The sequence below is a fragment of the Pantoea sp. MBLJ3 genome (genome assembly GCF_000816655.1).
Taxonomy (GTDB): domain Bacteria; phylum Pseudomonadota; class Gammaproteobacteria; order Enterobacterales; family Enterobacteriaceae; genus Pantoea; species Pantoea eucalypti.
Genome location: NZ_JSUT01000010.1, coordinates 94,346 through 119,850 on the forward strand (window position 1 = coordinate 94,346; position 25,505 = coordinate 119,850).

The 25,505-nt window shown below is 55.8% G+C and carries 23 protein-coding genes and 3 tRNA genes; 16 read left to right on the forward strand and 10 right to left on the reverse strand.

Annotated features, from left to right (window positions below):
- Window positions 1-3: 3 nt before the first annotated feature.
- From NP77_RS15235 to NP77_RS15245, 3 genes are all read right to left on the reverse strand, one after another.
- Window positions 4-80, reverse strand: a tRNA-Met gene (locus tag NP77_RS15235).
- A 54-nt stretch (window positions 81-134) separates the two neighbouring features.
- Window positions 135-211 (reverse strand) — tRNA-Met (locus NP77_RS15240).
- Between the two features lie 65 nt (window positions 212-276).
- Window positions 277-353: transfer RNA gene (locus NP77_RS15245), tRNA-Met, on the reverse strand.
- Between the two features lie 203 nt (window positions 354-556).
- Between NP77_RS15245 and mltA the strand changes: the two genes are divergently transcribed.
- Together mltA and tcdA are read left to right on the forward strand one after the other, a co-directional pair.
- The gene (gene mltA / locus NP77_RS15250) at window positions 557-1,705 is read left to right on the forward strand and encodes a murein transglycosylase A (RefSeq protein WP_003854646.1); all 1,149 of its coding nucleotides are present in this window, start codon (window positions 557-559) and stop codon (window positions 1,703-1,705) included.
- A gap of 48 nt (window positions 1,706-1,753) precedes the next feature.
- Window positions 1,754-2,566 (forward strand): tRNA cyclic N6-threonylcarbamoyladenosine(37) synthase TcdA, encoded by an 813-nt coding sequence (gene tcdA / locus NP77_RS15255; RefSeq protein WP_003854645.1) that lies wholly within the window; start codon window positions 1,754-1,756, stop codon window positions 2,564-2,566.
- On the opposite strand, the gene csdE is transcribed toward tcdA, so the two are convergent.
- Both csdE and csdA read right to left on the reverse strand, forming a co-directional pair.
- Window positions 2,545-3,000 (reverse strand): cysteine desulfurase sulfur acceptor subunit CsdE, encoded by a 456-nt coding sequence (gene csdE, locus NP77_RS15260; RefSeq protein WP_039660761.1) that lies wholly within the window; start codon window positions 2,998-3,000, stop codon window positions 2,545-2,547. The genes tcdA and csdE overlap by 22 nt on opposite strands.
- A 2-nt stretch (window positions 3,001-3,002) precedes the next feature.
- Entirely contained in the window at window positions 3,003-4,211 is a 1,209-nt protein-coding gene (csdA, locus tag NP77_RS15265) for a cysteine desulfurase CsdA (protein ID WP_039660763.1), read from the reverse strand.
- Window positions 4,212-4,420: 209 nt separating this feature from the next.
- On the opposite strand from csdA, the gene NP77_RS15270 reads away from it, so the two are divergent.
- The 4 genes from NP77_RS15270 to rlmM all read left to right on the forward strand — a co-directional run bounded on the left by NP77_RS15270 (window position 4,421) and on the right by rlmM (window position 7,434).
- A complete protein-coding gene (locus NP77_RS15270) occupies window positions 4,421-4,642 on the forward strand; it encodes a YgdI/YgdR family lipoprotein (protein ID WP_003854643.1) in 222 nt (73 codons plus the stop codon).
- A 335-nt stretch (window positions 4,643-4,977) separates the two neighbouring features.
- Complete coding sequence (locus NP77_RS15275; RefSeq protein ID WP_003854641.1) at window positions 4,978-5,895, forward strand: transcriptional regulator GcvA; 918 nt, start codon at window positions 4,978-4,980, stop codon at window positions 5,893-5,895.
- Between the two features lie 50 nt (window positions 5,896-5,945).
- The gene (locus NP77_RS15280) at window positions 5,946-6,341 is read left to right on the forward strand and encodes a DUF423 domain-containing protein (RefSeq protein WP_003854633.1); all 396 of its coding nucleotides are present in this window, start codon (window positions 5,946-5,948) and stop codon (window positions 6,339-6,341) included.
- Window positions 6,334-7,434 (forward strand): 23S rRNA (cytidine(2498)-2'-O)-methyltransferase RlmM, encoded by a 1,101-nt coding sequence (gene rlmM / locus NP77_RS15285; protein WP_003854631.1) that lies wholly within the window; start codon window positions 6,334-6,336, stop codon window positions 7,432-7,434. The genes NP77_RS15280 and rlmM overlap by 8 nt, the downstream gene beginning before the upstream one ends.
- Before the next feature lie 24 nt (window positions 7,435-7,458).
- Here the strand turns inward: rlmM and xni are convergent, their stop codons facing one another.
- The 3 genes from xni to queF all read right to left on the reverse strand — a co-directional run bounded on the left by xni (window position 7,459) and on the right by queF (window position 10,628).
- Window positions 7,459-8,214, reverse strand: a complete 756-nt coding sequence (gene xni, locus NP77_RS15290; protein WP_003854630.1) for a flap endonuclease Xni — start codon at window positions 8,212-8,214, stop codon at window positions 7,459-7,461.
- Between the two features lie 34 nt (window positions 8,215-8,248).
- Window positions 8,249-9,613, reverse strand: coding sequence for a nucleotide 5'-monophosphate nucleosidase PpnN (ppnN, locus tag NP77_RS15295; RefSeq protein ID WP_003854629.1), 1,365 nt, complete (start codon window positions 9,611-9,613; stop codon window positions 8,249-8,251).
- 169 nt (window positions 9,614-9,782) lie between these two features.
- Window positions 9,783-10,628 carry an NADPH-dependent 7-cyano-7-deazaguanine reductase QueF gene (gene queF / locus NP77_RS15300; protein ID WP_003854628.1) on the reverse strand — a complete coding sequence of 282 codons (846 nt, stop codon included), beginning with the start codon at window positions 10,626-10,628 and terminating at the stop codon, window positions 9,783-9,785.
- 62 nt (window positions 10,629-10,690) lie between these two features.
- On the opposite strand from queF, the gene syd reads away from it, so the two are divergent.
- The 4 genes from syd to NP77_RS15320 all read left to right on the forward strand — a co-directional run bounded on the left by syd (window position 10,691) and on the right by NP77_RS15320 (window position 13,394).
- Window positions 10,691-11,239, forward strand: coding sequence for a SecY-interacting protein (gene syd / locus NP77_RS15305; protein ID WP_033743633.1), 549 nt, complete (start codon window positions 10,691-10,693; stop codon window positions 11,237-11,239).
- A gap of 587 nt (window positions 11,240-11,826) precedes the next feature.
- The gene (locus tag NP77_RS15310) at window positions 11,827-12,156 is read left to right on the forward strand and encodes a YqcC family protein (protein WP_003854625.1); all 330 of its coding nucleotides are present in this window, start codon (window positions 11,827-11,829) and stop codon (window positions 12,154-12,156) included.
- Complete coding sequence (truC, locus tag NP77_RS15315; RefSeq protein ID WP_033763214.1) at window positions 12,156-12,935, forward strand: tRNA pseudouridine(65) synthase TruC; 780 nt, start codon at window positions 12,156-12,158, stop codon at window positions 12,933-12,935. The genes NP77_RS15310 and truC overlap by 1 nt, the downstream gene beginning before the upstream one ends.
- Before the next feature lie 12 nt (window positions 12,936-12,947).
- Window positions 12,948-13,394, forward strand: a complete 447-nt coding sequence (locus NP77_RS15320) for a flavodoxin (RefSeq protein ID WP_033763211.1) — start codon at window positions 12,948-12,950, stop codon at window positions 13,392-13,394.
- 67 nt (window positions 13,395-13,461) lie between these two features.
- Here the strand turns inward: NP77_RS15320 and garD are convergent, their stop codons facing one another.
- Entirely contained in the window at window positions 13,462-15,021 is a 1,560-nt protein-coding gene (gene garD / locus NP77_RS15325) for a galactarate dehydratase (protein WP_039660765.1), read from the reverse strand.
- A gap of 574 nt (window positions 15,022-15,595) precedes the next feature.
- On the opposite strand from garD, the gene NP77_RS15330 reads away from it, so the two are divergent.
- The 6 genes from NP77_RS15330 (at window position 15,596) to NP77_RS15355 (ending at window position 22,576) form a co-directional block, all read left to right on the forward strand.
- Window positions 15,596-16,957 (forward strand): MFS transporter, encoded by a 1,362-nt coding sequence (locus NP77_RS15330; RefSeq protein ID WP_003854623.1) that lies wholly within the window; start codon window positions 15,596-15,598, stop codon window positions 16,955-16,957.
- Window positions 16,954-18,300, forward strand: a complete 1,347-nt coding sequence (locus NP77_RS15335; protein ID WP_008927116.1) for an enolase C-terminal domain-like protein — start codon at window positions 16,954-16,956, stop codon at window positions 18,298-18,300. The genes NP77_RS15330 and NP77_RS15335 overlap by 4 nt, the downstream gene beginning before the upstream one ends.
- A 10-nt stretch (window positions 18,301-18,310) precedes the next feature.
- A complete protein-coding gene (gene gudD, locus NP77_RS15340) occupies window positions 18,311-19,642 on the forward strand; it encodes a glucarate dehydratase (protein WP_039660767.1) in 1,332 nt (443 codons plus the stop codon).
- Window positions 19,643-19,687: 45 nt separating this feature from the next.
- Window positions 19,688-20,458, forward strand: a complete 771-nt coding sequence (gene garL, locus NP77_RS15345) for a 2-dehydro-3-deoxyglucarate aldolase (protein ID WP_003854622.1) — start codon at window positions 19,688-19,690, stop codon at window positions 20,456-20,458.
- A gap of 19 nt (window positions 20,459-20,477) precedes the next feature.
- Window positions 20,478-21,362: a 2-hydroxy-3-oxopropionate reductase gene (gene garR / locus NP77_RS15350; protein ID WP_003854621.1), complete on the forward strand. Its 885-nt coding sequence runs from the start codon at window positions 20,478-20,480 to the stop codon at window positions 21,360-21,362.
- Window positions 21,363-21,436: 74 nt separating this feature from the next.
- A complete protein-coding gene (locus NP77_RS15355) occupies window positions 21,437-22,576 on the forward strand; it encodes a glycerate kinase (RefSeq protein ID WP_003854619.1) in 1,140 nt (379 codons plus the stop codon).
- A 188-nt stretch (window positions 22,577-22,764) separates the two neighbouring features.
- Here NP77_RS15355 and barA read toward each other — a convergent pair whose 3' ends face one another.
- On the reverse strand, window positions 22,765-25,494 hold the full coding sequence (gene barA, locus NP77_RS15360; protein ID WP_008927114.1) for a two-component sensor histidine kinase BarA: 2,730 nt from the start codon (window positions 25,492-25,494) through the stop codon (window positions 22,765-22,767).
- Between the last annotated feature and the right edge of the window lie 11 nt (window positions 25,495-25,505).

Sequence of the window (25,505 nt, forward strand, 5' to 3'; positions counted from 1 at the left end):
GATTGGTTGCGGGGGCCGGATTTGAACCGACGACCTTCGGGTTATGAGCCCGACGAGCTACCAGACTGCTCCACCCCGCGTCCGTATCATACTTTTTTCACATTGTGACTTCTGTAAAACAACTGCAGAAGTATTGGTTGCGGGGGCCGGATTTGAACCGACGACCTTCGGGTTATGAGCCCGACGAGCTACCAGGCTGCTCCACCCCGCGTCCGTATTGCTTCTATTACTTTTACTTCTCACACTGTGACTTCTGTAAAACTGCTGCAGAAGTATTGGTTGCGGGGGCCGGATTTGAACCGACGACCTTCGGGTTATGAGCCCGACGAGCTACCAGGCTGCTCCACCCCGCGTCCGTGGAAGCGCACTATACTCTCCGCGCTAATTCATGCAACCCCTTTTTGAAGATAAAAGCCAAATTAACAGCCAGTTGCTGAAGGATTCAACCATCTGATTAATTATTGAACTGATATGCACCAGGTCAAAGCGGATGCATTTCATTCTGTCGGGGGCTTTGCTATCGTCGCGGGGCGAACAGTTATAAAAAGAGAAGATAATGAAATCACATTGGGTGAAGTATGCACTCACTGGCGCGTTAATTACGCTGCTGGCGGCCTGTAGCTCTAAACCGACCGATCGCGGTCAGCAATATAAAGATGGCAAACTGGAACAGCCGCTGGCGCTGGTAAATCAGCCCAATGCCAAAGGTGCGCCAGTTAATGGTAAAGACTTTGGCGATCAGGTGCGCCAGATTCAGTCCGCCTCATCTGCCCTTTATAGTCGTCAGAACGGCACCTATAGTGCAATTGAAAGCTGGCTGATGGCGGGAGCCGATACCCGACAGCTTCGTCAGTATGGCCTGAACGCCTGGCAGATGGAGGGCACGGACAACTACGGTAACGTGCAGTTCACGGGTTACTACACGCCGGTCGTGGAAGCGCGTTACACCCGTCAGGGTGAGTTCCAGTATCCGATCTACCGCATGCCGCCGCGCAAACGCGGAGAAAAATTACCGAGCCGCGCTTCTATCTATAGTGGCGGACTCGATGACCGCTATGTCATTGCCTACAGCAACTCGCTGATTGATAACTTCATGATGGATGTGCAGGGCAGTGGTTATGTCGACTTTGGCGATGGCCGCCCGATGACCTTCTTCGGTTACGCCGGTAAAAATGGCTGGGGCTACCACAGTATTGGTAAAGAGCTGATCGATCGCGGCGAAGTGAAACGCGAAGATATGTCGATGCAGGCCATTCGCCAGTGGGCGCAGGAGCACTCACCGCAGGAAGTTCGCGCACTGCTGGAAACCAACCCATCGTTTGTCTTCTTTAAAGCTGAACCGTTTACGCCGGTGCGTGGAGCCAGCGCCGTTCCGCTGGTAGCAAAAGCCTCGGTTGCCTCTGACCGCTCAATTATTCCGGCGGGCACCGTACTGCTGGCTGAAGTGCCGCAGTTAAATGAGAAGGGCAAATTCAACGGCAAATATGAGATGCGCCTGATGGTCGCACTCGACGTGGGTGGCGCGATTAAAGGCCAGCACTTTGATATCTATCAGGGTATCGGCCCGGACGCTGCGCATCTCGCCGGCTTCTATAATCACTATGGCCGCGTCTGGGTACTCAAAGCTGCACCGGGTGCCGGACAGCCGCTGTTCTCCGGCACGCAAAACGGTAATAATGGTTCACTGCTTCTCGGCGCTAACTAATTTCTTCTCTGCGGGCCTTCGGGCCCGCACGACGTAACAGGTTCAACTATGAAAGTGTTAAACGACGCCTGGCATCAGCGCTTTGGCGGCACGGCGCGTCTCTATGGTCAGAATGCGCTGCAACGTTTTGCTGACGCACACTTCTGCGTCATCGGTATTGGCGGCGTCGGTTCCTGGGCGGCGGAAGCTCTGGTGCGCACCGGGATTGGTAAAATTACCCTGATTGATATGGATGATGTCTGTATCACCAACACCAACCGGCAGCTTCATGCGCTTCAGGGCAACGTGGGCAAAGCCAAAACGGACGTGATGGCAGAGCGGCTGCGTGCGATCAATCCTGACTGCGAAGTGATCTGCATAGATGACTTTATTACGCCGGAGAACACTGCTGAACTGATGGCTGCCGGTTTTGACTACGTGATCGACGCTATCGACAGCGTGCGGCCTAAAGCGGCGCTGATCGCCTGGTGTCGCCGGAATAAGATCCCGTTAATCACCACCGGTGGTGCGGGTGGGCAGATTGATCCGACGCAAATTCAGGTCGCCGATCTGGCGAAAACCATTCAGGATCCCCTGGCGGCGAAGCTGCGCGAACGATTGAAAAGCCTGGGCGTGGTGAAAAACAGCAAAGGTAAACTCGGCATCGACTGTGTTTTTTCAACTGAAGCGCTGGTTTATCCGCAGGCAGATGGCAGCGTCTGTGCTTCACGCAGCACGGCGGAAGGTCCGAAGCGGATGGATTGCACATCCGGCTTTGGCGCGGCAACCATGGTTACCGCTACGTTTGGCTTTGTTGCCGTTTCACATGCGCTGAAGAAGTTTCTGGCGCGCGCTGTTCGTCAGGATGCCGTCAGCGCCTGACGCGCGGCGTGCTCCACGGCGGTAGCCAGCGCCTGCAGGCCGCTGCTGCGGGAAGCGCTGAGCTGGGCGCGCAGGCCCAGTTCGTCAAACAGCGTTAAGGGATCGCTGGCCAGTAACTGTTGTGGCGTCTGGCCCTCAACCGCAGTCAGCAGCACGGCCAGCAGGCCGCGCACAATCCGTCCTTCACTGTCACCATAGAAATGCAGCGTGCCATCCTCGCATAACTGGCTGCCCAGCCAGACCCGATTTTCACACCCGCTGAGTTCAATTTCTGCGGTTTTCAGTTCCTCCGGCAACCAAGGTAACTGTCGGCTCAGCTGAATCAGCTGACGATAACGATCCTCCCATTGATGAAAGCGGCCAAAGCTCTCTTTCAGGCTGGCAACAGTAATCTGTTCGCCAAACGGGTGTGGCGCTAACAGCGATGAACACATAATCAAAACTCCGATAACAGCGAGATGGCACCTTTCATGGCGCGCACCAGCGCATCAACATCCTGCAAACTATTATAGGGTGCAAAAGAAGCCCGCAGCGTGCCGCTGACGCCCAGCGCTGCCAGCAACGGCTGCGCACAATGCTGGCCAGCGCGCAGGGCGATTCCCTGCTCAGCCAGCAGCGTCACCAGATCGCTGTGATGCAGGCCAGCAAATTTAAAGGCCAGCAGGCTGGCGTTGCCACTGCGGAAGCTGCGGAAGCCAGGCAATTCTGCCAGCTGCTCCTCCGCCAGTGTCGCCAGATGCTGACTCCAGCGCTCCGCTTCGGCCAGATCGTACTGCGCCAGCCAGCTCAGTGCTGCACTCAGGCCCACTACGCCCGCCACATTCGGAGTACCTGCCTCAAAACGCCAGGGCACTGGCTGTGGTGTGAAGCCACTGAAATCGACATCCGTTATCATTTTTCCGCCACCCTGCCAGGGTGACATCGCTTCCAGCAGGTCCGCTTTGCCATATAACGCGCCAATGCCCATCGGGCCGTAAATCTTATGGCCGGAAAAAGCGTAAAAGTCGATATCCAGCGCCTGTACGTCAGGCGGGCAATGCACCACCCCCTGCGCGCCATCGACCATCACTTTCGCACCCACGGCGTGTGCCAGCGGAATCGCTCTGGCGAGATCGGGACACCCTCCGGTGATGTTCGACATCTGGCCTATAGCCAGCAGGCGGGTACGGTTATTAAGCAGCTTGGGTAGCAGGCTGATATCGGGCAGGCGATCTGGCCCTAACGGCCATTTTATGACGTGGGCACCGCATGCCTGTGCAGCCATCAGCCAGGGGACCAGGTTGGCGTGGTGCTCAGCCTCACTCACCACAATCTCATCACCGGGTTGCAGGCGCGGGCGCAGCCAGCTGTTCGCCACCAGGTTTATTGCTTCGGTGGTGCCGCGCGTCCAGATAATCTCACGATCGTCTGCGGCATTCAGCCAGCGGCCAACCTGATGACGCGCCTGTTCATAGCGATGGGTTAAGGCCTGCGCAGCGGCAAACTGGCTGCGATGAACCGTCCCTGCGCTGAGGCTGTAAAACTGCTGTGTACTGTCAATGACGGCCTGCGGCTTCAGCGTGGTCGCGGCGCTATCGAGATAAACGCCGGCGTCGGCGAGCGCGGGAAACTGCTGGCGAAAGTCGCTAGGGTTAAATGGGATCATGCCGGGTCCATGATAAGAAAAATTAGGACCACACTGAAAGAATGGTCTGCGTCTGGCAAAGCTGGAAAAGCGCGTTATGCTGAATATTGCAAGGTTTGAACCAAACCCGCATAACGAGTGGACGTTTAATAGTCGATCTCACTTATCGGCTGCCTCTGGTTAGCGTAGCGCGGGTGGTTTGATGCAATCAATCTACAAGGAGATAGCAGATGAAAAAACTTACCGCAGTTCTGGCCGTGTGTACTCTTGCTTTTACACTGAGTGCCTGTTCAAGTAATTACGTGATGCATACCAACGATGGCCGCACTATCGTGGCTGCCGGCAAGCCTAAAGTTGATAATGATACCGGCATGATCAGCTATAAAGATGCGAATGGCAACGAGCAGCAGATTAACCGCTCAGACGTCAAAGAAATGGTCGAGTCAAAGTAAGCAGCAAAAAAAAAGCACCGCAATTTGCGGTGCTATTTAAAAATCACTATGGACAGACAGGGTAAATCTACAGGAATTAAGCGCTCGATCCGCAATCGTCGGATCAAAAATTTGCAAACACAACATCACGACCACAAGCCAAAAGCTTTCAGAAAATCTGCGAACTCATTCACAAATCTAAAAACTTTTCGTTCCGGCTCAGGAAGTGTGGCAACTATAGGTATTTGCTGGAGGTTCCTCAACGGACAAATTATAATGCCTCGGATTAAAAATTCTAATACGTAAACGCTTTGTATTAGCCTGCGTATTTTTCGCCGATCCGGATACGGAAAACCATGTCGAAACGCCTTCCTCCTCTTAACGCACTGCGTGTTTTTGATGCAGCTGCACGCCATTTAAGCTTTACCAAAGCGGCTGAAGAGCTGTTTGTCACCCAGGCTGCTGTAAGCCATCAGATAAAATCTCTGGAAGATTTTCTGGGGTTAAAGCTGTTTCGCCGGAGGAATCGTTCGCTGTTACTGACCGAGGAAGGACAAAGCTACTATCTCGACATCAAAGAGATTTTCTCGGCGATAAACGAAGCGACGCGCAAATTGCAGGCCCGCAGTGCCAAGGGGGCGCTGACGGTCAGTTTACTGCCGAGCTTTGCCATTCAGTGGCTGGTTCCCCGCCTCTCCAGCTTTAATATGGCTTATCCGGGAATTGATGTGCGCATCCAGGCGGTAGACCGTGACGAAGAGAAACTGGCAGACGATGTCGATGTGGCGATTTTTTACGGACGGGGCAACTGGCCCGGACTGCGGGTGGAAAAACTCTATGCCGAATATCTGTTGCCGGTCTGCTCGCCGTCGCTGATGACCGGGGATAATCCGCTGAAAACGCCGATGGATCTGTCGCGTTTTACCCTGCTGCATGATGCCTCCCGCCGCGACTGGCAATCCTATATCCGGCAGCTGGGCCTGCAGCATATTAATGTGCAGCAGGGGCCAATTTTCAGCCACAGCGCGATGGTTCTGCAGGCGGCGATTCATGGTCAGGGCGTGGCGCTGGCCAACAATGTTATGGCGCAGAGTGAAATAGAAGCCGGACGATTAATCTGCCCATTTAATGATGTATTAGTCAGTAAAAACGCTTTTTATCTGGTTTGTCATGACAGTCAGGCAGAACTGGGTAAAATAGCCGCCTTCCGACAGTGGATTCTGGAAAAAGCTGCAACCGAACAAGAAAAATTCCGCTTTCGCTATCAACAATAACGTATTGATTTATTTGCATTCAGATGCAAAAGCACCCTGAGGGTCAGTTCATGTCCAGTCGTGCCATGTTTGTTTTTGCGGCTATCAGCGGATTTCTGCTGGTGGCTTTTGGCGCATTTGGTGCCCACGTGTTGAGTCAGTCGCTTGGTGCGGCTGAAATGGCCTGGATTCATACCGGGCTGGAATATCAGGCTTATCACACCTTAGCGGTGATGGGGCTGGGCGCTGCGATGTTACGTCGCGCCAATATCTGGTTTTACTGGAGCAGTGCGTTAATGGCGCTCGGCACCGTGCTGTTCAGTGGCAGCCTCTATTGTCTGGCGCTGTCACATCTTAAGTTTTGGGTTTTTATCACACCTGTGGGTGGAGTCTGTTTCCTCGCCGGTTGGGTATTGATGTTGATTGGCGCTTTGCGTCTTAAACGAAAGGCAGAACGCCATGAATAAAGTTTTACTCTATTGTCGCCCCGGTTTTGAAAAAGAGTGCGCGGCAGAAATCAGCGCTAAAGCCGCGGAACGCGAAATCTACGGCTTTCCCCGCGTTAAAGATGACTCCGGCTACGTGTTGTTTGAGTGCTATCAGTTCGAAGATGCTGATCGCCTGGCGCGTGAGCTGCCATTTGACGAGCTGATCTTTGCCCGTCAGATGCTGGTCGTCGGCGAAATGCTGCGTGACCTGCCTCAGGAAGATCGTATCACCCCGATTGTCGGCATGCTGACCGGCGTGGTGGAGAAGGGGGGCGAACTGCGTGTTGAAGTGCCTGACACCAACGAAGCCAAAGAGCTGACCAAATTCTGCCGCAAGTTCACCGTGCCGCTGCGTTCAGCACTGCGTGAAAGCAAAATCCTGCTGAACTATGAAAGCCCGAAACGCCCGGTTGTGCATGTGTTTTTCATCGCACCTGGCACCTGTTACGTCGGTTACTCCATTCGGGAAAACAGCTCGCCGTTTTATATGGGTATTCCACGCCTTAAATTTCCTTCTGATGCGCCAAGCCGTTCGACGCTTAAGCTGGAAGAGGCATTCCACGTCTTTATTCCTGCGGATGAGTGGGATGAGCGTTTAGCCAGCGGCATGTACGCGGTGGATCTGGGAGCCTGTCCGGGCGGCTGGACCTATCAACTGGTCCAGCGCAGCATGATGGTTTATGCGGTGGACAATGGACCAATGGCACCGAGCCTGATGGATACCGGCCAGGTGATGCACGAGAAAGCGGATGGATTTAAATTCCGTCCGCCACGCACCAACATCAGCTGGCTGGTGTGTGACATGGTGGAGAAGCCGGTTCGCGTGGCTAACCTGATGACCGACTGGCTGGTCAACGGCTGGTGCCGCGAAGCGATCTTCAACCTTAAGTTGCCGATGAAAAAGCGCTATGAAGAGGTCACGCAGAATCTGGCCATGATGCAGGAGCGGTTTGATGAGAATGGCATCAACGTGCAGATTCGCGCCCGTCAGCTCTATCATGACCGCGAAGAGGTAACGGTTCATGTGCGTCGCATGTGGGCTGCGACCGGTGGCCGTCGCGACGAGCGCTAATCGACCGGCTGAGTGCCGTTGCTCTCAGCCTGTATAACGCAGCGTGTTCAGATTTCCCTGCAACACCAGATCCTGCTTCAGTGTGGCCACCTGACGACTAATCTCTGCCATATGCTGCCCTTCAGCGAGTTTTTCCCGCCATTTGGCGGGCACCTGGTCCAGTTGCTGGTAGATTCCCTCAAGCGTCTGAAACGTTGTCAGCAGCTGCTTTGCGCTTTTAGGGCCGATGCCGGTGATGCCCGGAATTTTACTGCTGCTGATGCCGCATAATCCCCAGTAGTCAGGTAACCGCTGGGGCGCCACGCCAAACTCTGCCTCGATAAAAGGCAGGTCGAGCCACCGTTTCTGGAAGTAGTCGCGGATGCGGATCTCGGGTGCCAGCAGCTGGCAGTAGCCTTTGTCAGTGGAAACAATGGTGGCCTGATGTCCGGCCTGGGCCATTTTAACCGCCAGCGTCGCCGCTAAATCATCCGCTTCATCCTCGCCCGCAATCCAGCAGCTTACGCCTGCTGCGCGAAAAGCCTCCTGTAACGCCGGCATCTCTGCCTGCAAATCGTCTGGCATCGGCGGACGACCGCTTTTGTAGTCGGGAAGCAGCTGATGCCGCCAGCCCTGATGACGCGCTTCGCCATCAAATACCGCCACGGCATGGGTCGGACGGGCGTGACCCAGTACCTGGCGCAGCGCAGCCACACAGCCGTCGACACAGGGGGAGCCTTGTACCGCATGCAGACGGCGAATCAGATTCAATGCGTCAACAATAACAAGATGAAAAGCCATGAGAGTATGGGCAGCCCGGGGGCTGCCTCCTGGTTTATTTGATAATTTCGTAGCAGGGGATGTAAGCAGTGCCTGGCAGCTTCATGCGCTGCTGGGCAACGAATCCCTGCAGCAGTTCATCCATGCGGTGCATGATGTCGGGGTCGCCATGCAGTTTAAAGCGTCCCTTCTCACGGATTTCGCGGATGCCCATCTCTTTAACGTTACCCGCGACGATGCCTGAGAAGGCGCGGCGCAGGTCGGCGGCCAGCTTCTCAGGAGGCTGATTCGTGTAGAGATTGAGGTTAGCCATATTTTCATGGGTGGGCAGGAACGGCACCTGCAGATCGGGTTCAATGCGAATCGACCAGTTAAAGCTGTAAGCATCGCCGGTTTCGCGACGATTCTCTTTAACCTGCGGCATCGCTTTCTTCATCAGACGCGCCACTTCTGCCGCATCATCGATAATAATCTGATAATGCTTACGCGCCTGTTCACCCAGCGTGTTGACGATGAAATCATCCAGCACACGGAAATAATCGGCGCTCTCTTCTGGTCCGGTCAGGATCAGCGGCAGTACCTGGTCGTTGTTCTGCGGATTCATCAGAATGCCCAGCAGGTAGAGCAGCTCTTCTGCCGTGCCGACCCCGCCCGGGAAAATAATGATGCCATGGGCGATACGCACAAACGCTTCCAGACGTTTTTCGATGTCTGGCATGATGATCAGCTCATTCACCAGCGGATTCGGCGGTTCGGCCGCAATGATGGAGGGTTCTGTCAGGCCGATAAAGCGGCTGTCACGATAGCGCTGCTGGGCGTGGCCAACGGCGGCCCCTTTCATTGGTGCTTCCATCACGCCCGGCCCGCAGCCGGTACAGATATTCAGCTCGCGCAGACCCAACTGCGTACCAACATTGCGGCAATACTGGTACTCAACGGCGTTGATTGAGTGTCCACCCCAGCACACTACGGTGTTGGGATACTCGCCAATGTGCAGTGCCCGTGCATTACGCAAAATGGAAAACACGGTGTTGGTGATCGTGGCGGAATCGTTCTCTTCGGCTGCCGTGAAACGGCCCGGCATGTTGAGCTGGCCGCTGACAAACAGGATGTCACGCAGCACCGCAAACAGATTTGCCTGCAGGGAACGGATGATGCGGCCATCAACGAACGCCTCTTCCGGTGGATTGATCAGTTCCAGTTTGACGCCGCGCTCACGGCGCAGCACGTTGATGTCAAAATTCTCAAAGCGGGAGAGCAGTTCGTGGCTGCTGTCAGTCTGGCTGCCGGAGTTGAGTACTGCCAGAGAGCAATTGCGAAACAGCTGGTAGAGGTCGCTGCTGGCTGTGCGCTTGAGCATATCGACTTCCAGTTGCGAGAGCAGATCCATTGAGCCAAGTGGACTGATATGGGTAATCAAATGAACTCCTTTACACCCGCCTGGGTGCCTGTTGGCACTGCAACCGCAGTGACGAAAATCCCTGGTCGGCAATCCGCAGATTGCCGCCTTCATCAGAGTAGCCTTGTCGGCCTGCACAGCTCAAGCGGAACTGCGCATACAGCACGCAGCCTGCGAGAAGTCTCGCAAACTACTGACGAACCAGCCGTGAAAAACCGGGTGAGAAGGGCACATTGGTGCGCCACGGGTTGATATCCAGTCCGCCACGGCGGGTGTAGCGTGCATAAACGGTCAGCGCTTCAGGATGACAGAAACGCATCACATCATTAAAGATGCGCTCGACGCACTGCTCGTGAAATTCGTTATGCTGGCGGAATGAGACCAGATAGCGCAGCAGCGCTTCACGGTCGATACGCGGGCCTGTGTAGCGGATCATCACCGAGCCCCAGTCAGGCTGATTGGTGATCAGGCAGTTTGACTTGAGCAGATGGCTGACCAGCGTCTCCTCAACGATTTCGCTGCCTGCGGCATCCGCCAGATAGTCGGCATTGAAGCGATAATCGTCGATAGCAATATCCTGCTCATCAATACAGCAACCGTCAAAATGACCGACAGGCTGACCTTCAATTTCACTAAGACGGAACAGCGCAACCTGCACTTCACCTTCTGCACAGGCGCTCAGATCCCGCTCCAGCGTCTGACGGACCTCGCCCCAGTCCGCAAAGCGGGTCTGGTTAAAACTGTTAAGGTAAAGCTTAAAGCTTTTCGACTCGATCAGATTGCGGCTCTGTGCATCCAGCACCACTTCGCCGACGGCAACCTGGGGTAGCCCTTTACTGTTGAGCCACGAGAGTTCATACAGAGTCCAGATATCGCTGCCGGTAAAGGGCAGGCTGTCGGGAAACAGGCCCAGCGGTTCACGGTTCAGACTGCGTGGCACCGACTGCAGTAAGCTGTTGTCATACTGATCGTGATAGGCTGTGGGTTTGCCCAGCGTCAGGTTACTGAGTGCCTGATCCTGTTCGTGAGTAGTCATTGCGGTTACCACCAAAATTAATCAAAGTGGCTAAGTGTAACCCATCAGAAGTGAGAATATGAATGATGCAGCAAACTGCCGCCGCGTTGCGCGACTTTACTACCCGATACTGCCAGCACTGGCTTCAGCAGGCGGGACATGCGCCGGCCAGCAGCGATCTTTATGGCGTTCCCTCGCCCTGCGCACTTGAGGATCGCGACCAGCGTGTGCTCTGGCAGCCGCAGCCTTTTAGTCTGCCACCGACGCTGGATGCCGTTGAACGGGCGATCGATATCCAGCTTCAGCCGTCGGTCACAGATTTTTATACCGCGCAGTTTGCCGGGGATATGCAGGCCACTTTTGGCGAGAATCAGCTGACACTGTTGCAGGTGTGGAGTGAAGAGGATTTCCTGCGGTTACAGGAGAACCTGATTGGCCATCTGGTGATGCAGCGCCGCCTCAGGCAGTCGCCTACGCTGTTTATTGCCACAACCGATTCAGAAGAGGAGATCATCTCGCTTTCTAATCTCAGTGGTGAAGTGATTCTGGAGCAGCCTGGCCGCAAACAGCGTGCGGTATTAGCCGAAAGTCTTGAGATATTTCTTAAGTCATTACAACCGGTTATCAACTGATTTGCAGTGATCGGCTGCTGACCTTGTGAGATATCTCTTACATCTTCTGTGAGAGATTGCCATATAACAGATGAGATATTCGGAAAACTGAAATGTAAAAATATTGTGAATCATAAACTTAATGGCGTTTCTCTGAATATCTGCAGCACATTTCGTAAAGTTCCCTTCTGAGTACCTTGTTTGCGTAACGGTTTCTGTCAAAATGTTTCTCACTGCAGGATGCTCAGGAAACAGATATCGTCAGGATGATGGTAAGCCATGAGGCAGGAACGTAACGGAGCTTACGGCACAGTGAAGGTTTCAGGACGAAACAGGATCGCTCAGGATTGAGTAAGGGACACCTCCAGGATGGAGAACGAGAACCCCTCAGAAGAGGCGGTGGGCCAGGAGGCTAAGGATACATCAGGACGATGCGCGACAGGAGTTCGCACTGGACAAGTTGTCATGGAAGAGCAGGGAGCATAAACGTAGCAGGATAGCTGCAAACGAACCGGGAGCACTGTTTATACAGTGCTCCCTTTTTTTGTGCCTGTGCCAACAAGTGATATGCTTGCCGCCCATTTTTGACTGCTCGCTGGAGGTGGCGCATGACGCCTGAACAATTAATTACGCAACGGCTGGAGCAACTGGAAGCGGTGATGCGTGAGCACCATCTCTGGCAAAGTACTCCTCCGGCCGAGGGTGCGCTTAAGAGCCAGGAACCTTTTTGCGTGGATACACTGGAACCGCTGCAGTGGCTCCAGTGGGTCTTAGTCCCGCGGATGCATGCCCTGATTGCCGCGGGACATCCGCTGCCGCAAAACTTTGCCGTTGCCCCTTATTATGAAGTGGCGCTGGTACCTGACCAGCCCGGCATTGCGCCGCTGCTGCTGACCCTGCGTCAGCTGGATGCCTTGATGAAGGATGCTGCCCACTGATGCTGGAGATACTCTATCAGGATGAGTGGCTGGTTGCCGTTAACAAGCCCAGCGGCTGGCTGGTTCATCGCAGCTGGCTGGATCGCCATGAAACGGTGTTTGTGATGCAGACTGTTCGTGATCAGATCGGACAGCATGTCTTTACCGCGCATCGACTGGATAAACCCACGTCAGGCGTGCTGCTGATGGGGCTTTCGAGTGAAGTCGGACGTCTGCTTTCCCTGCAGTTTGAACAGCACCAGATGCAGAAAACCTACCACGCCGTGGTGCGTGGCTGGCTGGAGAGCAGTGGAACGCTCGATTATCCGCTGGTGGAAGAGCTGGATAAAATTGCCGATAAACACGCCACTGAAGCGCGCACCGCACAGCCCGCCGTCACCGATTATCAGTCACTGGCCACCGTTGAGATGCCGGTCGGCATTGGTCGTTATCCCACGTCGCGCTACAGCCTTGTAGAGATGGCCCCTAAAACCGGTCGCAAGCATCAGCTGCGTCGCCATATGTCACACCTGCGTCATCCGATTATTGGTGATTCTGCGCACGGTGACCTGCGTCAGAACCGGGGTGCCGCCGAACATTTCGGCGCTAACCGACTGATGCTGCACGCCAGCAGCCTGGCATTGACCCATCCGGTGACCGGTGAACCATTGCTGATTCGCGCCGGACTGGATGGCGTCTGGCAGAATCTGATGAATCAGTTTGGCTGGCAGGATCAGATTCCTGAGGTGCCGCGGGTTGAGTTTGACGCAGCGCCAGGACAGGATAGCGTTTCAGAATAAGGGAGAAAGCAGATGGCAAAGATTGGCATTTTTGTAGGTACGGTATACGGCAATGCATTGCTGGTGGCGGAAGAAGCGGAGCCGTTACTGCAACAGCAGGGGCACAGCGTCACCGTGTTTGATGATCCGACGCTGGCAGACTGGCAGAACGGTGCCGGCGATGTGGCGTTAATCGTCACCTCAACCACCGGCCAGGGCGATTTGCCCGATTCGATTTCCGGTCTGTTCCATGCGATCAAAGATAAGCTGGGTCATCAGCCTGCGCTGCGCTACGGCGTGATTGCGCTGGGTGACAGCAGTTATGACCATTTCTGTGGCGCGGGCAAAGCGTTTGATGCGCTGCTGCAGGAGCAGGGCGCTCAGCGGGTTGGCGAAGTATTACTGGTTGATGCCACTGAAAACCCTGAGCCGGAAGCGGTCACCTCTCCATGGGTTGAAGCCTGGGGCGCACAGCTCTGATTGTGGTGCCAGGCTTATCTCTGCCTTCGCAGCGTAATGATAAGCCTGGCCTGCACTGGCGACGATATCAGGTGACAGGCGCCGGGTTAAACACCGCCAGCTGATTACGGATACCCCAGCGATCGGACCAGGTCTGCTTCCTGCCGCTGGCAATGTCCAGAATCAACTCAAACAGTCGCCAGCCCACCTGCTCAATACTCTCTTCACCCGTCGCAATCGTTCCGGCATTGATGTCCATCAGATCGTGCCAGCGCTCTGCCAGCGCATTGCGCGTCGCCATCTTGATCACCGGAATCGCGGCCAGACCGTAAGGCGTTCCGCGCCCGGTCGTGAACACCTGTAACGTGATACCGGATGCCAGTTGCTGCGTGCCGCAGACAAAATCGCTGGCGGGCGTCGCCGCATAAATTAATCCACGCCGCGTAGGCCGTTGACCCGGCGAGAGCACTTCGACAATGGCGCTGCGTCCCGATTTGGCGATCGATCCCAGTGCTTTTTCCACTACGTTGGCCAGGCCGCCTTTTTTGTTGCCGGGAGACGGGTTAGCGCTGCGATCAGTCTGGCCCTGGTCGAGGTAATTGTCATACCAGGCCATCTCCTCCAGTAAGCGCTTACCAACTTCCTGATTGATCACCCGTGGCGTCAGCAGGTGAATGGCATCACGCACTTCAGTGACTTCAGAGAACATCACGGTCGCCCCGCAGCGCACCAGCAGATCAGAGGCGAAGCCCACCGCCGGATTCGCCGTTACGCCTGAGAACGCATCGCTGCCTCCACACTGCATACCCACAATCAATTCTGCAGCGGAGCAGGTTTCGCGCTGGCGCGCATTGAGCCGCTGAAGATGACGTTCTGCGACCTGCAGAATCTCATTCACCATCGCACCGAAACCCACCAGCTTTTCATCCTGCAAACGCACGATGTCATGGTCGTCCAGTGAAATGGCCTGCACGTCAGGCGTGCCGGTCAGCAGGCGCTCAGGCTGCAACTTTTCGCAACCCAGACTGACGATCATCACTTCGCCGCCGAAATTGGCATTCAGTGCCAGATTATGAATGGTGCGAATCGGCACCACCGCAGCAGGCGCGTTGATCGCCACACCACAGCCATAAAGATGGTTCAGGGCGACGACGCCATCCACATTCGGAAAGCGTGGCAGCAGATCCCGTTCAATGATCTGCACGACATGATCCACCACACCCGCCACGCAGTGGACACTGGTGGTGATGCCGAGGAGATTACGCGTACCCACGCTGCCATCCGCATTCCGGTAACCTTCAAAGGTGTAACCTTCTAACGGCGGCAAATCAGGCGGAACCTGCGTGGCTAACGGCAGGCTCTCCAGCGGAGGGGCTTCCGGCAGCGCAACAAGAGATTCATCAATCCAGCTGCCCTGGGCAATATCCCGCAGCGCATAGCCGATAACTTCACCATATCGCACAATCTCTGCACCCTGGTTAATGGCGCTTAGCGCCACTTTATGGCCCTGCGGCACATGTTCAGTAAGCGTCAGGCCATCCGCAAACTGCGTGCCGGCTGGCAGACCCATGCTGTTGACCACAATCGCGACATTGTCATGCTCATGGACTTTGATATAGAGCGGTTGTTCATCTGTATTGGGTTTCATCGCTCACCTTCCTGTCTGTCGTGCCGTACTTGTGCGGCACGTTGTAATGTTCTGATCTGTCACACGCGTGTTTGCCAGCTTCAGTATAGGGAGGCGTCGCACGTGGCGCATTGTGCAAATGACCACCATTGAGGTATTTCACCGCGTTGTTTTGGGTCGCTTATCCAAAAGCAAGTGAAGAGCCTCACAAACAGCGGGGTAAAGCGTCGTCAGCGGCTAATTTCGCCATGGTATTTGCCACTTTCGTGAGCCACACCGCAGCCTTTTGTGCATCCGCAAGATAATCACTTCATTAATAAGTTTATTCCAGGGCGATACGCCAATGTGATCGCTACGGGCTGTTCTTATACTGAGTTTCGTTAGCCAAAGTCAGGTTATCTGTCACGACGTATTCCTCATCTGATGCAGGGGCAAAGGCGCGTTAATGACCGCAGCTGTCAGCAGCCGGATGAATAAATAAAAGTTTGCCAAAACAAAAAGATCGCCGTGTTTAACCCAATTTCTCTCTGATACCCAACGCGATGTGTATGCAGTCAGAGCGGATGTAGCTCACGCTATATTTCAGGAGTGCATCATGAATAGTTTCAGCCAGACCGCGGAAACGGTGCAGAAGCGCACCAATGCCCGTTACTGGATTGTGGTGATGTTATTTATCGTCACCTCATTCAACTACGGTGACCGCGCAACCATTTCAATTGCCGGTTCGGCGATGTCCAAAGATATCGGCCTCGATTCGGTCGGACTTGGCTATATCTTCTCAGCGTTCTCATGGGCGTATGTCATTGGTCAGATTCCGGGCGGCTGGCTGCTCGATCGCTTCGGCTCAAAACGCGTCTACTTCTGGAGCATCTTCACCTGGTCGCTGTTTACCTTTCTGCAAGGGTTCGTCGATCTGTTCAGCGGCTTTGGCATCATCATGTCGCTGTTTATTCTGCGTTTCCTGGTCGGCCTGGCTGAAGCACCTTCTTTCCCGGGCAACAGCCGCATAGTCGCAGCCTGGTTCCCGGCGCAGGAACGCGGCACGGCGGTGGCGATCTTCAACTCGGCCCAATACTTTGCCACCGTGATCTTCGCACCGATTATGGGCTGGCTGGTCTCTTCCGTGGGCTGGGCGCACGTGTTCTGGTTCATGGGCGGCCTGGGCATCATCCTCAGTTTCATCTGGCTCAAAGTGATACACGATCCCACCGATCATCCTGGCGTGAATAAAGCTGAACTGGAGTACATGGAACAGGGCGGCGCGCTCATCAACATGGATGTCAAAAAGAACACCCGAAAAGTGAGCTGGAGCGAGAAGTGGTTCCAGATCAAACAGCTGCTGACGTCACGCATGATGCTGGGCATCTATCTCGGTCAATACTGTGTTAACGCCTTAACCTACTTCTTTATCACCTGGTTCCCGGTCTATCTGGTACAGGCGCGCGGCATGTCGATTCTTAAAGCGGGCTTTGTTGCGTCGATTCCGGCGGTGTGCGGCTTCCTCGGCGGCGTACTGGGCGGGGTGATCTCTGACTGGCTGATGCGTAAAACCGGCTCGCTGAATATCGCACGTAAAACGCCAATCGTTCTCGGCATGCTGCTCTCTATCTCAATGGTGATGTGTAACTACACCAATACCGAATGGATGGTGGTGTTCTTTATGGCACTGGCCTTCTTTGGTAAAGGCATCGGCGCGCTGGGCTGGGCGGTGATGGCAGATACCGCGCCGAAAGAGATCAGCGGCCTGAGCGGTGGTTTGTTCAACATGTTCGGTAACTTCTCCGGCATCGTCACGCCTATCGCCATCGGTTACATCATTGCCACCAGCGGTTCATTTGAAGGCGCGCTGGTTTATGTGGGGATTCACGCCTTTGTCGCGGCATTCAGCTTCCTGGTCATTGCCGGGGATATCAAACGTGTCGAACTGAAAACCTGGCCTGGTAAGGATGCATCATGAATACGCAAAGTTCGCCGGTGATTACTGACATGCGGGTTATCCCGGTCGCCGGTTACGACAGTATGCTGCTCAATATTGGCGGTGCACACAACGCCTGTTTTACCCGCAACATTGTGGTGCTCACTGATAGTGCCGGTCACACCGGCGTCGGTGAGGCGCCGGGCGGCGACACCATCTATCAGACGCTGGTGGAGGCGATTCCGCAGGTGAAAGGCCAGCAGATTGCCCGAATGAATCGTCTGGTGCAGCAGGTACACAAAGGCAATCAGTCCGCCGACTTCACCACTTTCGGTAACGGTGCATGGACCTTTGAATTGCGGGTCAATGCGGTGGCTGCGCTTGAAGCCGCGCTGCTCGATCTGCTGGGACAGTGTCTGGGCGTACCGGTGGCTGAACTGCTGGGGCCGGGCAAACAGCGTGATGAAGTCACGGTGCTGGGCTACCTGTTCTATCTTGGCGACCGCCGTAAAACCGATCTTCCCTATCTTAGCGGTGATCAGGCCAGCCACGACTGGTATCACCTGCGTCATCAGGAAGCACTGACCAGCGATGCTGTCGTGCGCCTGGCTGAAGCGGCACAGGATAAATATGGCTTTAAAGATTTCAAGCTCAAAGGTGGCGTGCTGCCGGGTGAGCAGGAGATCGCCACGGCGGCGGCGCTCAAGCAGCGTTTTCCCGATGCCCGTATCACCGTCGATCCTAATGGAGCCTGGCTGCTGGATGAAGCCATCGCGCTGTGTAAAGGAATGCAGGATGTGCTGAGCTACGCCGAAGACCCCTGTGGCGCGGAGCAGGGCTATTCGGGCCGGGAAGTGATGGCTGAGTTCCGGCGCGCAACCGGCCTGCCCGTCGCCACAAATATGATCGCCACCAACTGGCGCGAGATGAACCACGCGGTGATGGTCAATGCGGTCGATATTCCGCTGGCCGATCCGCATTTCTGGACGCTGAGTGGTGCTGTTCGGGTCGCGCAGCTGTGTGATGAATGGGGCCTCACCTGGGGCTGTCACTCCAATAACCACTTTGATATTTCGCTGGCGATGTTCACCCATGTGGGTGCAGCAGCGCCAGGCAACCCGACCGCGATTGATACCCACTGGATCTGGCAGGAGGGCGATCAGCGCCTGACGAAAAATCCGCTGCAAATCCGCAACGGCAAAATTGCCGTACCGGATGCGCCTGGCCTGGGCATTGAGCTCGACTGGGAGCAGGTAAACAAAGCCCATCAGCTTTATCAGTCACTGCCCGCCGGTGCGCGTAACGACGCCACGGCGATGCAGTATCTGGTCCCTGGCTGGACTTTTGATCGCAAGCGTCCGGCATTTGGCCGTGCAACAGCATAAGGAGCAAGAGATGAGTTCAACACCGAAAGTGACCGCCATGCAGGTTATTCCGGTCGCAGGCTATGACAGAATGCTGCTAAACCTCAGCGGCGCTCACTCACCATTCTTTACCCGCAACATTGTGATTATCAAAGATAACGCCGGACACACTGGTGTTGGCGAAATTCCGGGCGGCGAGAAGATTCGCCAGACGCTGGAAGATGCGGCCTCGCTGGTGATCGGCAAAACGCTGGGTGAGTACAAAAATACCCTCAGCCTGGTGCGCAGCACCTTTGCTGACCGCGATGCGAACGGGCGCGGTAACCAGACCTTTGATCTGCGCACCACGATCCATGTGGTGACCGGTATCGAAGCGGCGCTGCTTGATTTGCTGGGTCAGCACCTGGGCGTCAACGTCGCCTCGCTGCTGGGTGACGGTCAGCAGCGCGACCGCGTGGAGATGCTCGGCTACCTGTTCTACATCGGCGACCGCAATAAAACCTCGCTCTCTTATCAGAACCAGCAGAACGATCCGTGCGACTGGTATCGCCTGCGCCATGAAGAGGCGCTCACGCCGGATGCGGTCGTGCGTCTGGCGGAAGCGGCTTATGAGAAATATGGCTTTAACGATTTCAAACTCAAAGGTGGCGTGCTGCGCGGCGGCGAAGAGGCTGAAGCCGTTACCGCGCTGGCAAAACGTTTTCCTGAAGCCCGTATCACCCTCGATCCCAATGGAGCCTGGTCGCTCAACGAGGCGATCATGCTCGGCAAACAGCTTAAAGATGTGCTGGCCTACGCAGAAGATCCTTGTGGAGCCGAACAGGGCTACTCCGGTCGCGAAGTGATGGCTGAGTTCCGCCGCGCCACCGGCATGCCAACGGCCACCAATATGATCGCCACCGACTGGCGGCAGATGGGCCATACCCTGTCGCTGCAGTCAGTCGACATTCCGCTGGCTGACCCACATTTCTGGACCATGCAGGGTTCGGTGCGCGTGGCGCAGATGTGTCACGACTTCGGTCTGACCTGGGGCTCGCACTCCAATAACCACTTCGACATTTCGCTGGCGATGTTTACTCACGTTGCCGCTGCCGCGCCGGGTGCGATTACCGCCATTGATACCCACTGGATCTGGCAGGAGGGCAATCAGCGTCTGACCAAAGAGCCGTTCCAGATTAAAGGCGGTATGGTGCAGGTGCCGCAGAAACCGGGTCTCGGCGTAGAGCTGGATATGGATCAGGTGATGCAGGCCAATGCGCTCTATCAGAAGCAGGGACTGGGCGCACGTGACGATGCTGAAGCGATGCAGTTTTTAGTGCCGGGATGGACGTTCGACAATAAGCGCCCGTGCCTGGTTCGTTAACCTTTTCGGCTCCCCAAGCGGAGCCATCGTCACAGGAGTTCAACCATGAGTAATGCAGCCTGGCCCAATGGATTTCGTCGTCGCCTGTTAGCGGGCGATACCCTGATTGGCAGCTGGTGCGCGCTGGCCAGTCCGATCTCGACTGAAATTCTGGGGCTGGCCGGTTTCGACTGGCTGGTCCTGGATGGAGAGCACGCGCCCAACGACATCACCACCTTTGTACCGCAGCTGATGGCGCTGAAAGGCAGCCACAGTGCGCCCGTGGTGCGTCCGCCCTGCAACGAGCCGGTGATCATTAAGCGTCTGCTGGATATCGGGTTTAACAATCTTCTGGTGCCGTTTGTCGAAACCGAAGAGGAAGCCCTGCGGGCTGTTGCCTCAACCCGTTATCCGCCAGCCGGGATTCGTGGTGTTTCGGTGTCGCATCGCAGCAACATGTACGGCACGCTGCCGGATTACAACAGCACCATCAATGACAACATCACGGTGCTGGTGCAGATCGAAACTCAGCAGGCGGTTGACAACATTGATGCCATCGCAGCGGTGGACGGTGTCGACGGCATTTTTGTCGGGCCGGGCGATCTCTCCGCTGCGCTGGGCTATCTCGGTCAGCCCGCACATCCTGAAGTACTGAAAGTGATTAAGCACATTTTTGAACGAGCCAAAGCCGCCGGTAAGCCGAGCGGCATTCTGGCACCGGTAGAAGCGGACGCGCGTCGCTATCTGGAGTGGGGCGCCACCTTTGTGGCTGTCGGCAGCGATGTCGGGATGTTCCGCAACGCCTCGCAGGCGTTATGCGACAAATTTAAGCGCTAATCGATTAAGGGGAAACGTCATGAAAATTGGATTTATCGGCCTGGGCATCATGGGCAAACCCATGAGTAAAAATCTGGTGAAAGCCGGGTATTCGCTGGTAGTGCGCGACAACAACACCGAAAACGAAGCGGAACTGGCTAAACTGGGCGCAACCGTGGCGAAAACGCCAAAAGAGGTGGCTGAGCAGTGCGATGTGGTGATTACCATGGTGCCCAACTCACCACAGGTTATTGACGTCTGCCTGGGGAAAAACGGCATTATCGAAGGAGCGAAGCCAGGTCTGGTGGTCATCGACATGAGTTCCATTGCGCCGCTGGCGAGCCGTGAGGTACACGATGCGCTGGCAGAAAAGCAGATCAAAATGCTCGATGCGCCGGTCAGTGGCGGCGAACCCAAAGCGATTGAAGGAACGCTTTCGGTGATGGTCGGCGGTGACAAAGCCGTGTTCGATTCCTGCTACGACATCATGAAAGCGATGGCGGGCTCGGTGGTGCATACCGGCGACATCGGTGCGGGCAACGTAACTAAGCTGGCTAACCAGGTGATTGTGGCACTGAACATTGCGGCGATGTCTGAAGCGTTATCGCTGGCGACCAAAGCGGGTGTGAATCCGGATCTGGTTTATCAGGCGATTCGTGGCGGCCTGGCGGGCAGCACGGTACTGGATGCCAAAGCGCCGATGGTGATGGATCGTAACTTCAAGCCCGGCTTCCGGATTGACCTGCATATCAAAGATCTGGCGAACGCGCTGGATACCTCGCACAGCATCGGCGCGCATCTGCCGCTGACGGCAGCAGTGATGGAGATGATGCAGGCGCTGCGCAATGACGGGCAGGGTAACGCCGACCACAGTGCACTGGCCTGCTATTATGAGAAGTTAGCGAAGGTTGAAATCGCCCGCTAAAACCCGATGCCGGTCTCCCCAACACCGGACTGGTTCAGAGCCGTTTCAATCACTCAACTGCGCTCGGATTGCCTATGAAAATCGTAATCGCACCGGATTCATATAAAGAGAGTTTATCCGCCCTGGATGTGGCATCGGCGATTGAAGCGGGTTTCCGTGACATCTTCCCCGATGCACATTACGTGAAAATACCGGTCGCCGACGGTGGCGAAGGCACGGTAGAAGCGATGGTGGCGGCGACGAAGGGAAAAATCGTCAGGCTGAAGGTGACCGGACCGTTGGGCACGCAGGTTGATGCCTTTTATGGCCTGTCCGGCGATGAGTCCACGGCCTATATCGAAATGGCCGCGGCCAGCGGACTGGAACAGGTTCCGGCAGCACAGCGTGACCCGCTGATAACGACCTCATTCGGCACCGGCGAGTTGATCAGGCATGCGCTGGATAAGGGCGTCGGCCATATCATCATTGGTATCGGCGGCAGCGCCACCAATGATGGCGGTGCCGGGATGATGCAGGCGCTCGGCGCCCGACTGCTGGACGCCCAGGGCGGCGAGATTGGTCACGGAGGCGGCGCACTCTCTGCGCTTGCCAGCATTGATATTGATGCACTGGATGCCCGCATTCATCAGTGCCGCATCGAAGTGGCGTGTGACGTTTCTAATCCGCTCACCGGAAAAGAGGGCGCATCGGCCATCTTCGGTCCGCAGAAAGGCGCGACACCGGCGCTGGTGCAGCAGCTCGATCAGGCATTGGTGCATTACGCCGCCATTATTCATCGCGATCTGGATATTGATGTCCTGCACATTCCTGGCGGTGGTGCAGCGGGCGGGATGGGGGCGGCACTGCACGCCTTTTGTCGGGCGGAACTGCGACGCGGCATTGAAATTGTCACAGAGGCGCTGGGGCTGGCTGACCAGGTGAAAGATGCTGATCTGGTGATTACCGGTGAAGGGCGTATCGACAGCCAGAGTATTAATGGCAAGGTGCCAATTGGTGTCGCCAGCGTGGCAAAACGTTTTAACAAGCCAGTGATTGGTATTGCCGGCAGCCTGACGGCGGATGTTGGCGTGGTGCATCAACATGGAATCGATGCGGTATTCAGCGTGCTTTACACCATCTGTTCGCTGGATGAAGCACTGGCCAGTGCCGGAAAAAATGTTGAGATGACGGCACGTAACGTGGCTGCCACGCTGAAACTGGCCGGATTCAGGTAACCGGCAGGCGCACCTGATTATTAAGCCCAGCCGGATTGAGCGGACATTGAGCAGACTGAAAAGGGCGTTGATATTCAGAATGTCTGTTTAAGCACCACGCTCTTTTCTGGCCAGCGCGCTGTAAGTTAGCCCTGCAAGCCGGTTAGCGTTTGAGACAGTGGCAGGTTCGGCGGCAGCTGCCGCCAGCCTTATCCAATTCCTAACAGCTGACGGGCTTCTCTGGCGACGTTTTCCATCTCATCCTGCAACTCCAGCAGCTCCGGTTCCAGTGCCGCGATGTCGCTGGCCTCCAGCAGTCCTCGTTCCAGCTGATGGCAGAGTTGTTTCATGCGCGGTACGCCGCTGTAGCTGGCGCTGCCGTGCAGCTTGTGAATAATCTCACGCAGGGCGTTGACCTCATTGGTCGCCATAAACTGCGCCATCTTCGCATGCACTTCCGGTAAAAATTCCAGCAGCATCCGCAGCAGATCACGTGCCAGATCGGGTTTATTCGCCGCCTGTCGCAGCGCCAGTTGCCAGTCGAGCGTGGGTAATATTGGCAGCAGTTCAGGCACAGGGACCACCGGCGGCGGCGTATAGCGCGCCAGCAGCTGTCTTAACTTGCTCTCATCAATTGGCTTCGCAAGGTAGTCATTCATGCCTGCCTTGATCAACTGCTCGCGCTCGCCATCAATGGCATGGGCGGTCACTGCTACAATCGGCGTACTGGCGTGTTGAGGCAGGCTACGGATAATTTCGCTGGCGCGAATGCCATCAATCTCAGGCATCTGAATATCCATCAGAATCACATCCAGCGGCTGCTGACGAGCCTCGCGAATAGCGTGTTCAGCGCTGCTGCACAGCAGGATATTCTGCACCTGCTCCTCGAGCAGCGCGCCAATCAGTTTAAGATTGGCGGGATTATCATCCACCGCCATCACCGTCAGCGGCAGGCGGGGAGATGGCGGCAGTTCACTCATCTGACGGGTATGGAGATCCAGTAACATCGGCAGGAGTCGCGTCAGAGAGATTGGTTTCGCAATGCAGCCGTCAATGCCCCGCGCCTTCAGCTCATCAGCCAGCAACATCATCGGGCTGGGAAGCGCCATCAGCACATTGTCAGCCCGATCCAGCAGCCCATTAATCCTGCGCTCGTTGAGCAGTTCGGGCTGGCTGATATCGACGGGCATCGCCATCAGCAGCAGCGGATAGTGAGGTGCTTTTAATCCCTCCAGCGTTTCGCTGTAGTCAATCTGCAACGGTGTCGCGCTCAGCATCTCCAGCGCTGCGCTGGCAACATAAGCATCCGGTTCCACGTAGGCAATGCGCGCATGTGACAGCGCATCCAGCACGCGCGGCATGCCGGGTGCATTAGGATTAAGATCCAGCTGTACGCGAATGACAAAGACAGAGCCTTGATCCGGCTGGCTGCTAAAGGTGATTTCGCCGCCCATCTCCCGGACCAGTTTCTGGGTGATGACCAGCCCCAGCCCGGTACCGCCATGACGGCGCGAAATACTGGCGTCAGCCTGACGAAACGCCTGGAACATCTGGGTCTGTTGCTGCTCAGAGATGCCGATGCCGCTGTCCTCAACCTGAATCTCCAGCTCGACGCGCGACTGCGTAATCACCCGCTGTCCGACGCGCAGGCCGATGTATCCCTTCTCGGTAAACTTGATGGCGTTTCCGATCAGGTTGATCAGGATCTGTTGCAGGCGCAGCGCATCGCCAATCACATTATCCGGCACGCTGCTGTCACACACCACCGTCAGCTCCAGCCCTTTATCATGTGCCGACGGCGCCAGCAGCACCAGAGTTTCATCCAGCGTGGCGCGTAGCGGGAAGGGGATGGCCTCCAGCATCAGCTTGCCCGCTTCCAGCTTCGAAAAATCGAGCACGTCATTGATGATGCTGAGCAGGTTATTAGCCGAACGTTCAATGGTCTGCATATAGTCGCGCTGCGTCGTGCGCAGCTGGGTTTTCAGCATCTGGCGGGTAAAGCCCAGCACGCCATTCAGCGGCGTTCGCAGCTCATGGGACATATTGGCCAGAAACTCAGATTTGATGCGCGCCGCTTCCTGGGCGCGTTTCTTCGCCAGATCCAGCTCAACGTTCTGAATCTCCAGCTGTTCCAGTGTTTCCCGCAGATCGTAAGTCGCCTGGTCGATGTTGTGCTGCATCTCTTCGTGATAGGCAGTCAGCGACATGGCCATCGCGTTAATCCCGTTTTTCAGAATGCTGAGTTCACCCAGCATGTAACCCTCAACGCGGCTATCAAGCTGGCCGCGACGGATGCGGTCAACGGTGGTGACCATATTGCGGATGGGGCCGGTGACATCGCGCATCAGACGGTAAGCAAACAGCATGGCGAGGCAGAGGCAGAAGAGCAGCATCAGCGTGGCGACAAACACCTCTTTATACTGCTGTAAACGCACTGACTGTAGATCCAGCTCTATTGCCACATAGCCCAGCGGATTGCCCGATGGCTTGGCATCTTCATCCGGTAATTCATCCACATCGTAACGTTCGGTGGTAATCGGCGTGCGCAGAATCAGTATGCTGCCGTGACGTTCCATTGAAACATCGTCGGGCAGGCCGCGGATGTCATCCTGTTGCAACAGGCTGAGGTTTTGCTTGTGATTGGAGGTGACGTAGAGCTGATTGTGGTTATCAAACACCGAGATCGCCCGAACAATGGCGGAGTGGCGACGATGCAGCAGGCTGACCAGTTCACGCATGGCATCACGATTGTGCCAGGTCATGCTGTATTCGCTGGAAATCGCCAGGGGTTCGATGATGTTGGCCCCGGCATCGATTACCTGTCGCTGTAGCTCATTGTAGCGGTGCACCACAAAAAATGAGCTGAGCAGCAGGCCAACCATCAGCGTGGGTGCCAGAATTAAAATCATCATTCGCGCCCGAAGGCTGTATTTGGTCATAATAGTCGCCT

Bases quoted from the DNA above. Each gene is read 5' to 3' on its own strand.
- mltA (WP_003854646.1), top strand. From the start codon at position 557: ATGAAATCACATTGGGTGAAGTATGCACTCACTGGCGCGTTAATTACG.
- tcdA (WP_003854645.1), top strand. From the start codon at position 1,754: ATGAAAGTGTTAAACGACGCCTGGCATCAGCGCTTTGGCGGCACGGCG.
- csdE (WP_039660761.1), bottom strand. From the start codon at position 3,000: ATGTGTTCATCGCTGTTAGCGCCACACCCGTTTGGCGAACAGATTACT.
- csdA (WP_039660763.1), bottom strand. From the start codon at position 4,211: ATGATCCCATTTAACCCTAGCGACTTTCGCCAGCAGTTTCCCGCGCTC.
- NP77_RS15270 (WP_003854643.1), top strand. From the start codon at position 4,421: ATGAAAAAACTTACCGCAGTTCTGGCCGTGTGTACTCTTGCTTTTACA.
- NP77_RS15275 (WP_003854641.1), top strand. From the start codon at position 4,978: ATGTCGAAACGCCTTCCTCCTCTTAACGCACTGCGTGTTTTTGATGCA.
- NP77_RS15280 (WP_003854633.1), top strand. From the start codon at position 5,946: ATGTCCAGTCGTGCCATGTTTGTTTTTGCGGCTATCAGCGGATTTCTG.
- rlmM (WP_003854631.1), top strand. From the start codon at position 6,334: ATGAATAAAGTTTTACTCTATTGTCGCCCCGGTTTTGAAAAAGAGTGC.
- xni (WP_003854630.1), bottom strand. From the start codon at position 8,214: ATGGCTTTTCATCTTGTTATTGTTGACGCATTGAATCTGATTCGCCGT.
- queF (WP_003854628.1), bottom strand. From the start codon at position 10,628: ATGACTACTCACGAACAGGATCAGGCACTCAGTAACCTGACGCTGGGC.
- syd (WP_033743633.1), top strand. From the start codon at position 10,691: ATGATGCAGCAAACTGCCGCCGCGTTGCGCGACTTTACTACCCGATAC.
- NP77_RS15310 (WP_003854625.1), top strand. From the start codon at position 11,827: ATGACGCCTGAACAATTAATTACGCAACGGCTGGAGCAACTGGAAGCG.
- truC (WP_033763214.1), top strand. From the start codon at position 12,156: ATGCTGGAGATACTCTATCAGGATGAGTGGCTGGTTGCCGTTAACAAG.
- NP77_RS15320 (WP_033763211.1), top strand. From the start codon at position 12,948: ATGGCAAAGATTGGCATTTTTGTAGGTACGGTATACGGCAATGCATTG.
- garD (WP_039660765.1), bottom strand. From the start codon at position 15,021: ATGAAACCCAATACAGATGAACAACCGCTCTATATCAAAGTCCATGAG.
- NP77_RS15330 (WP_003854623.1), top strand. From the start codon at position 15,596: ATGAATAGTTTCAGCCAGACCGCGGAAACGGTGCAGAAGCGCACCAAT.
- NP77_RS15335 (WP_008927116.1), top strand. From the start codon at position 16,954: ATGAATACGCAAAGTTCGCCGGTGATTACTGACATGCGGGTTATCCCG.
- gudD (WP_039660767.1), top strand. From the start codon at position 18,311: ATGAGTTCAACACCGAAAGTGACCGCCATGCAGGTTATTCCGGTCGCA.
- garL (WP_003854622.1), top strand. From the start codon at position 19,688: ATGAGTAATGCAGCCTGGCCCAATGGATTTCGTCGTCGCCTGTTAGCG.
- garR (WP_003854621.1), top strand. From the start codon at position 20,478: ATGAAAATTGGATTTATCGGCCTGGGCATCATGGGCAAACCCATGAGT.
- NP77_RS15355 (WP_003854619.1), top strand. From the start codon at position 21,437: ATGAAAATCGTAATCGCACCGGATTCATATAAAGAGAGTTTATCCGCC.
- barA (WP_008927114.1), bottom strand. From the start codon at position 25,494: ATGACCAAATACAGCCTTCGGGCGCGAATGATGATTTTAATTCTGGCA.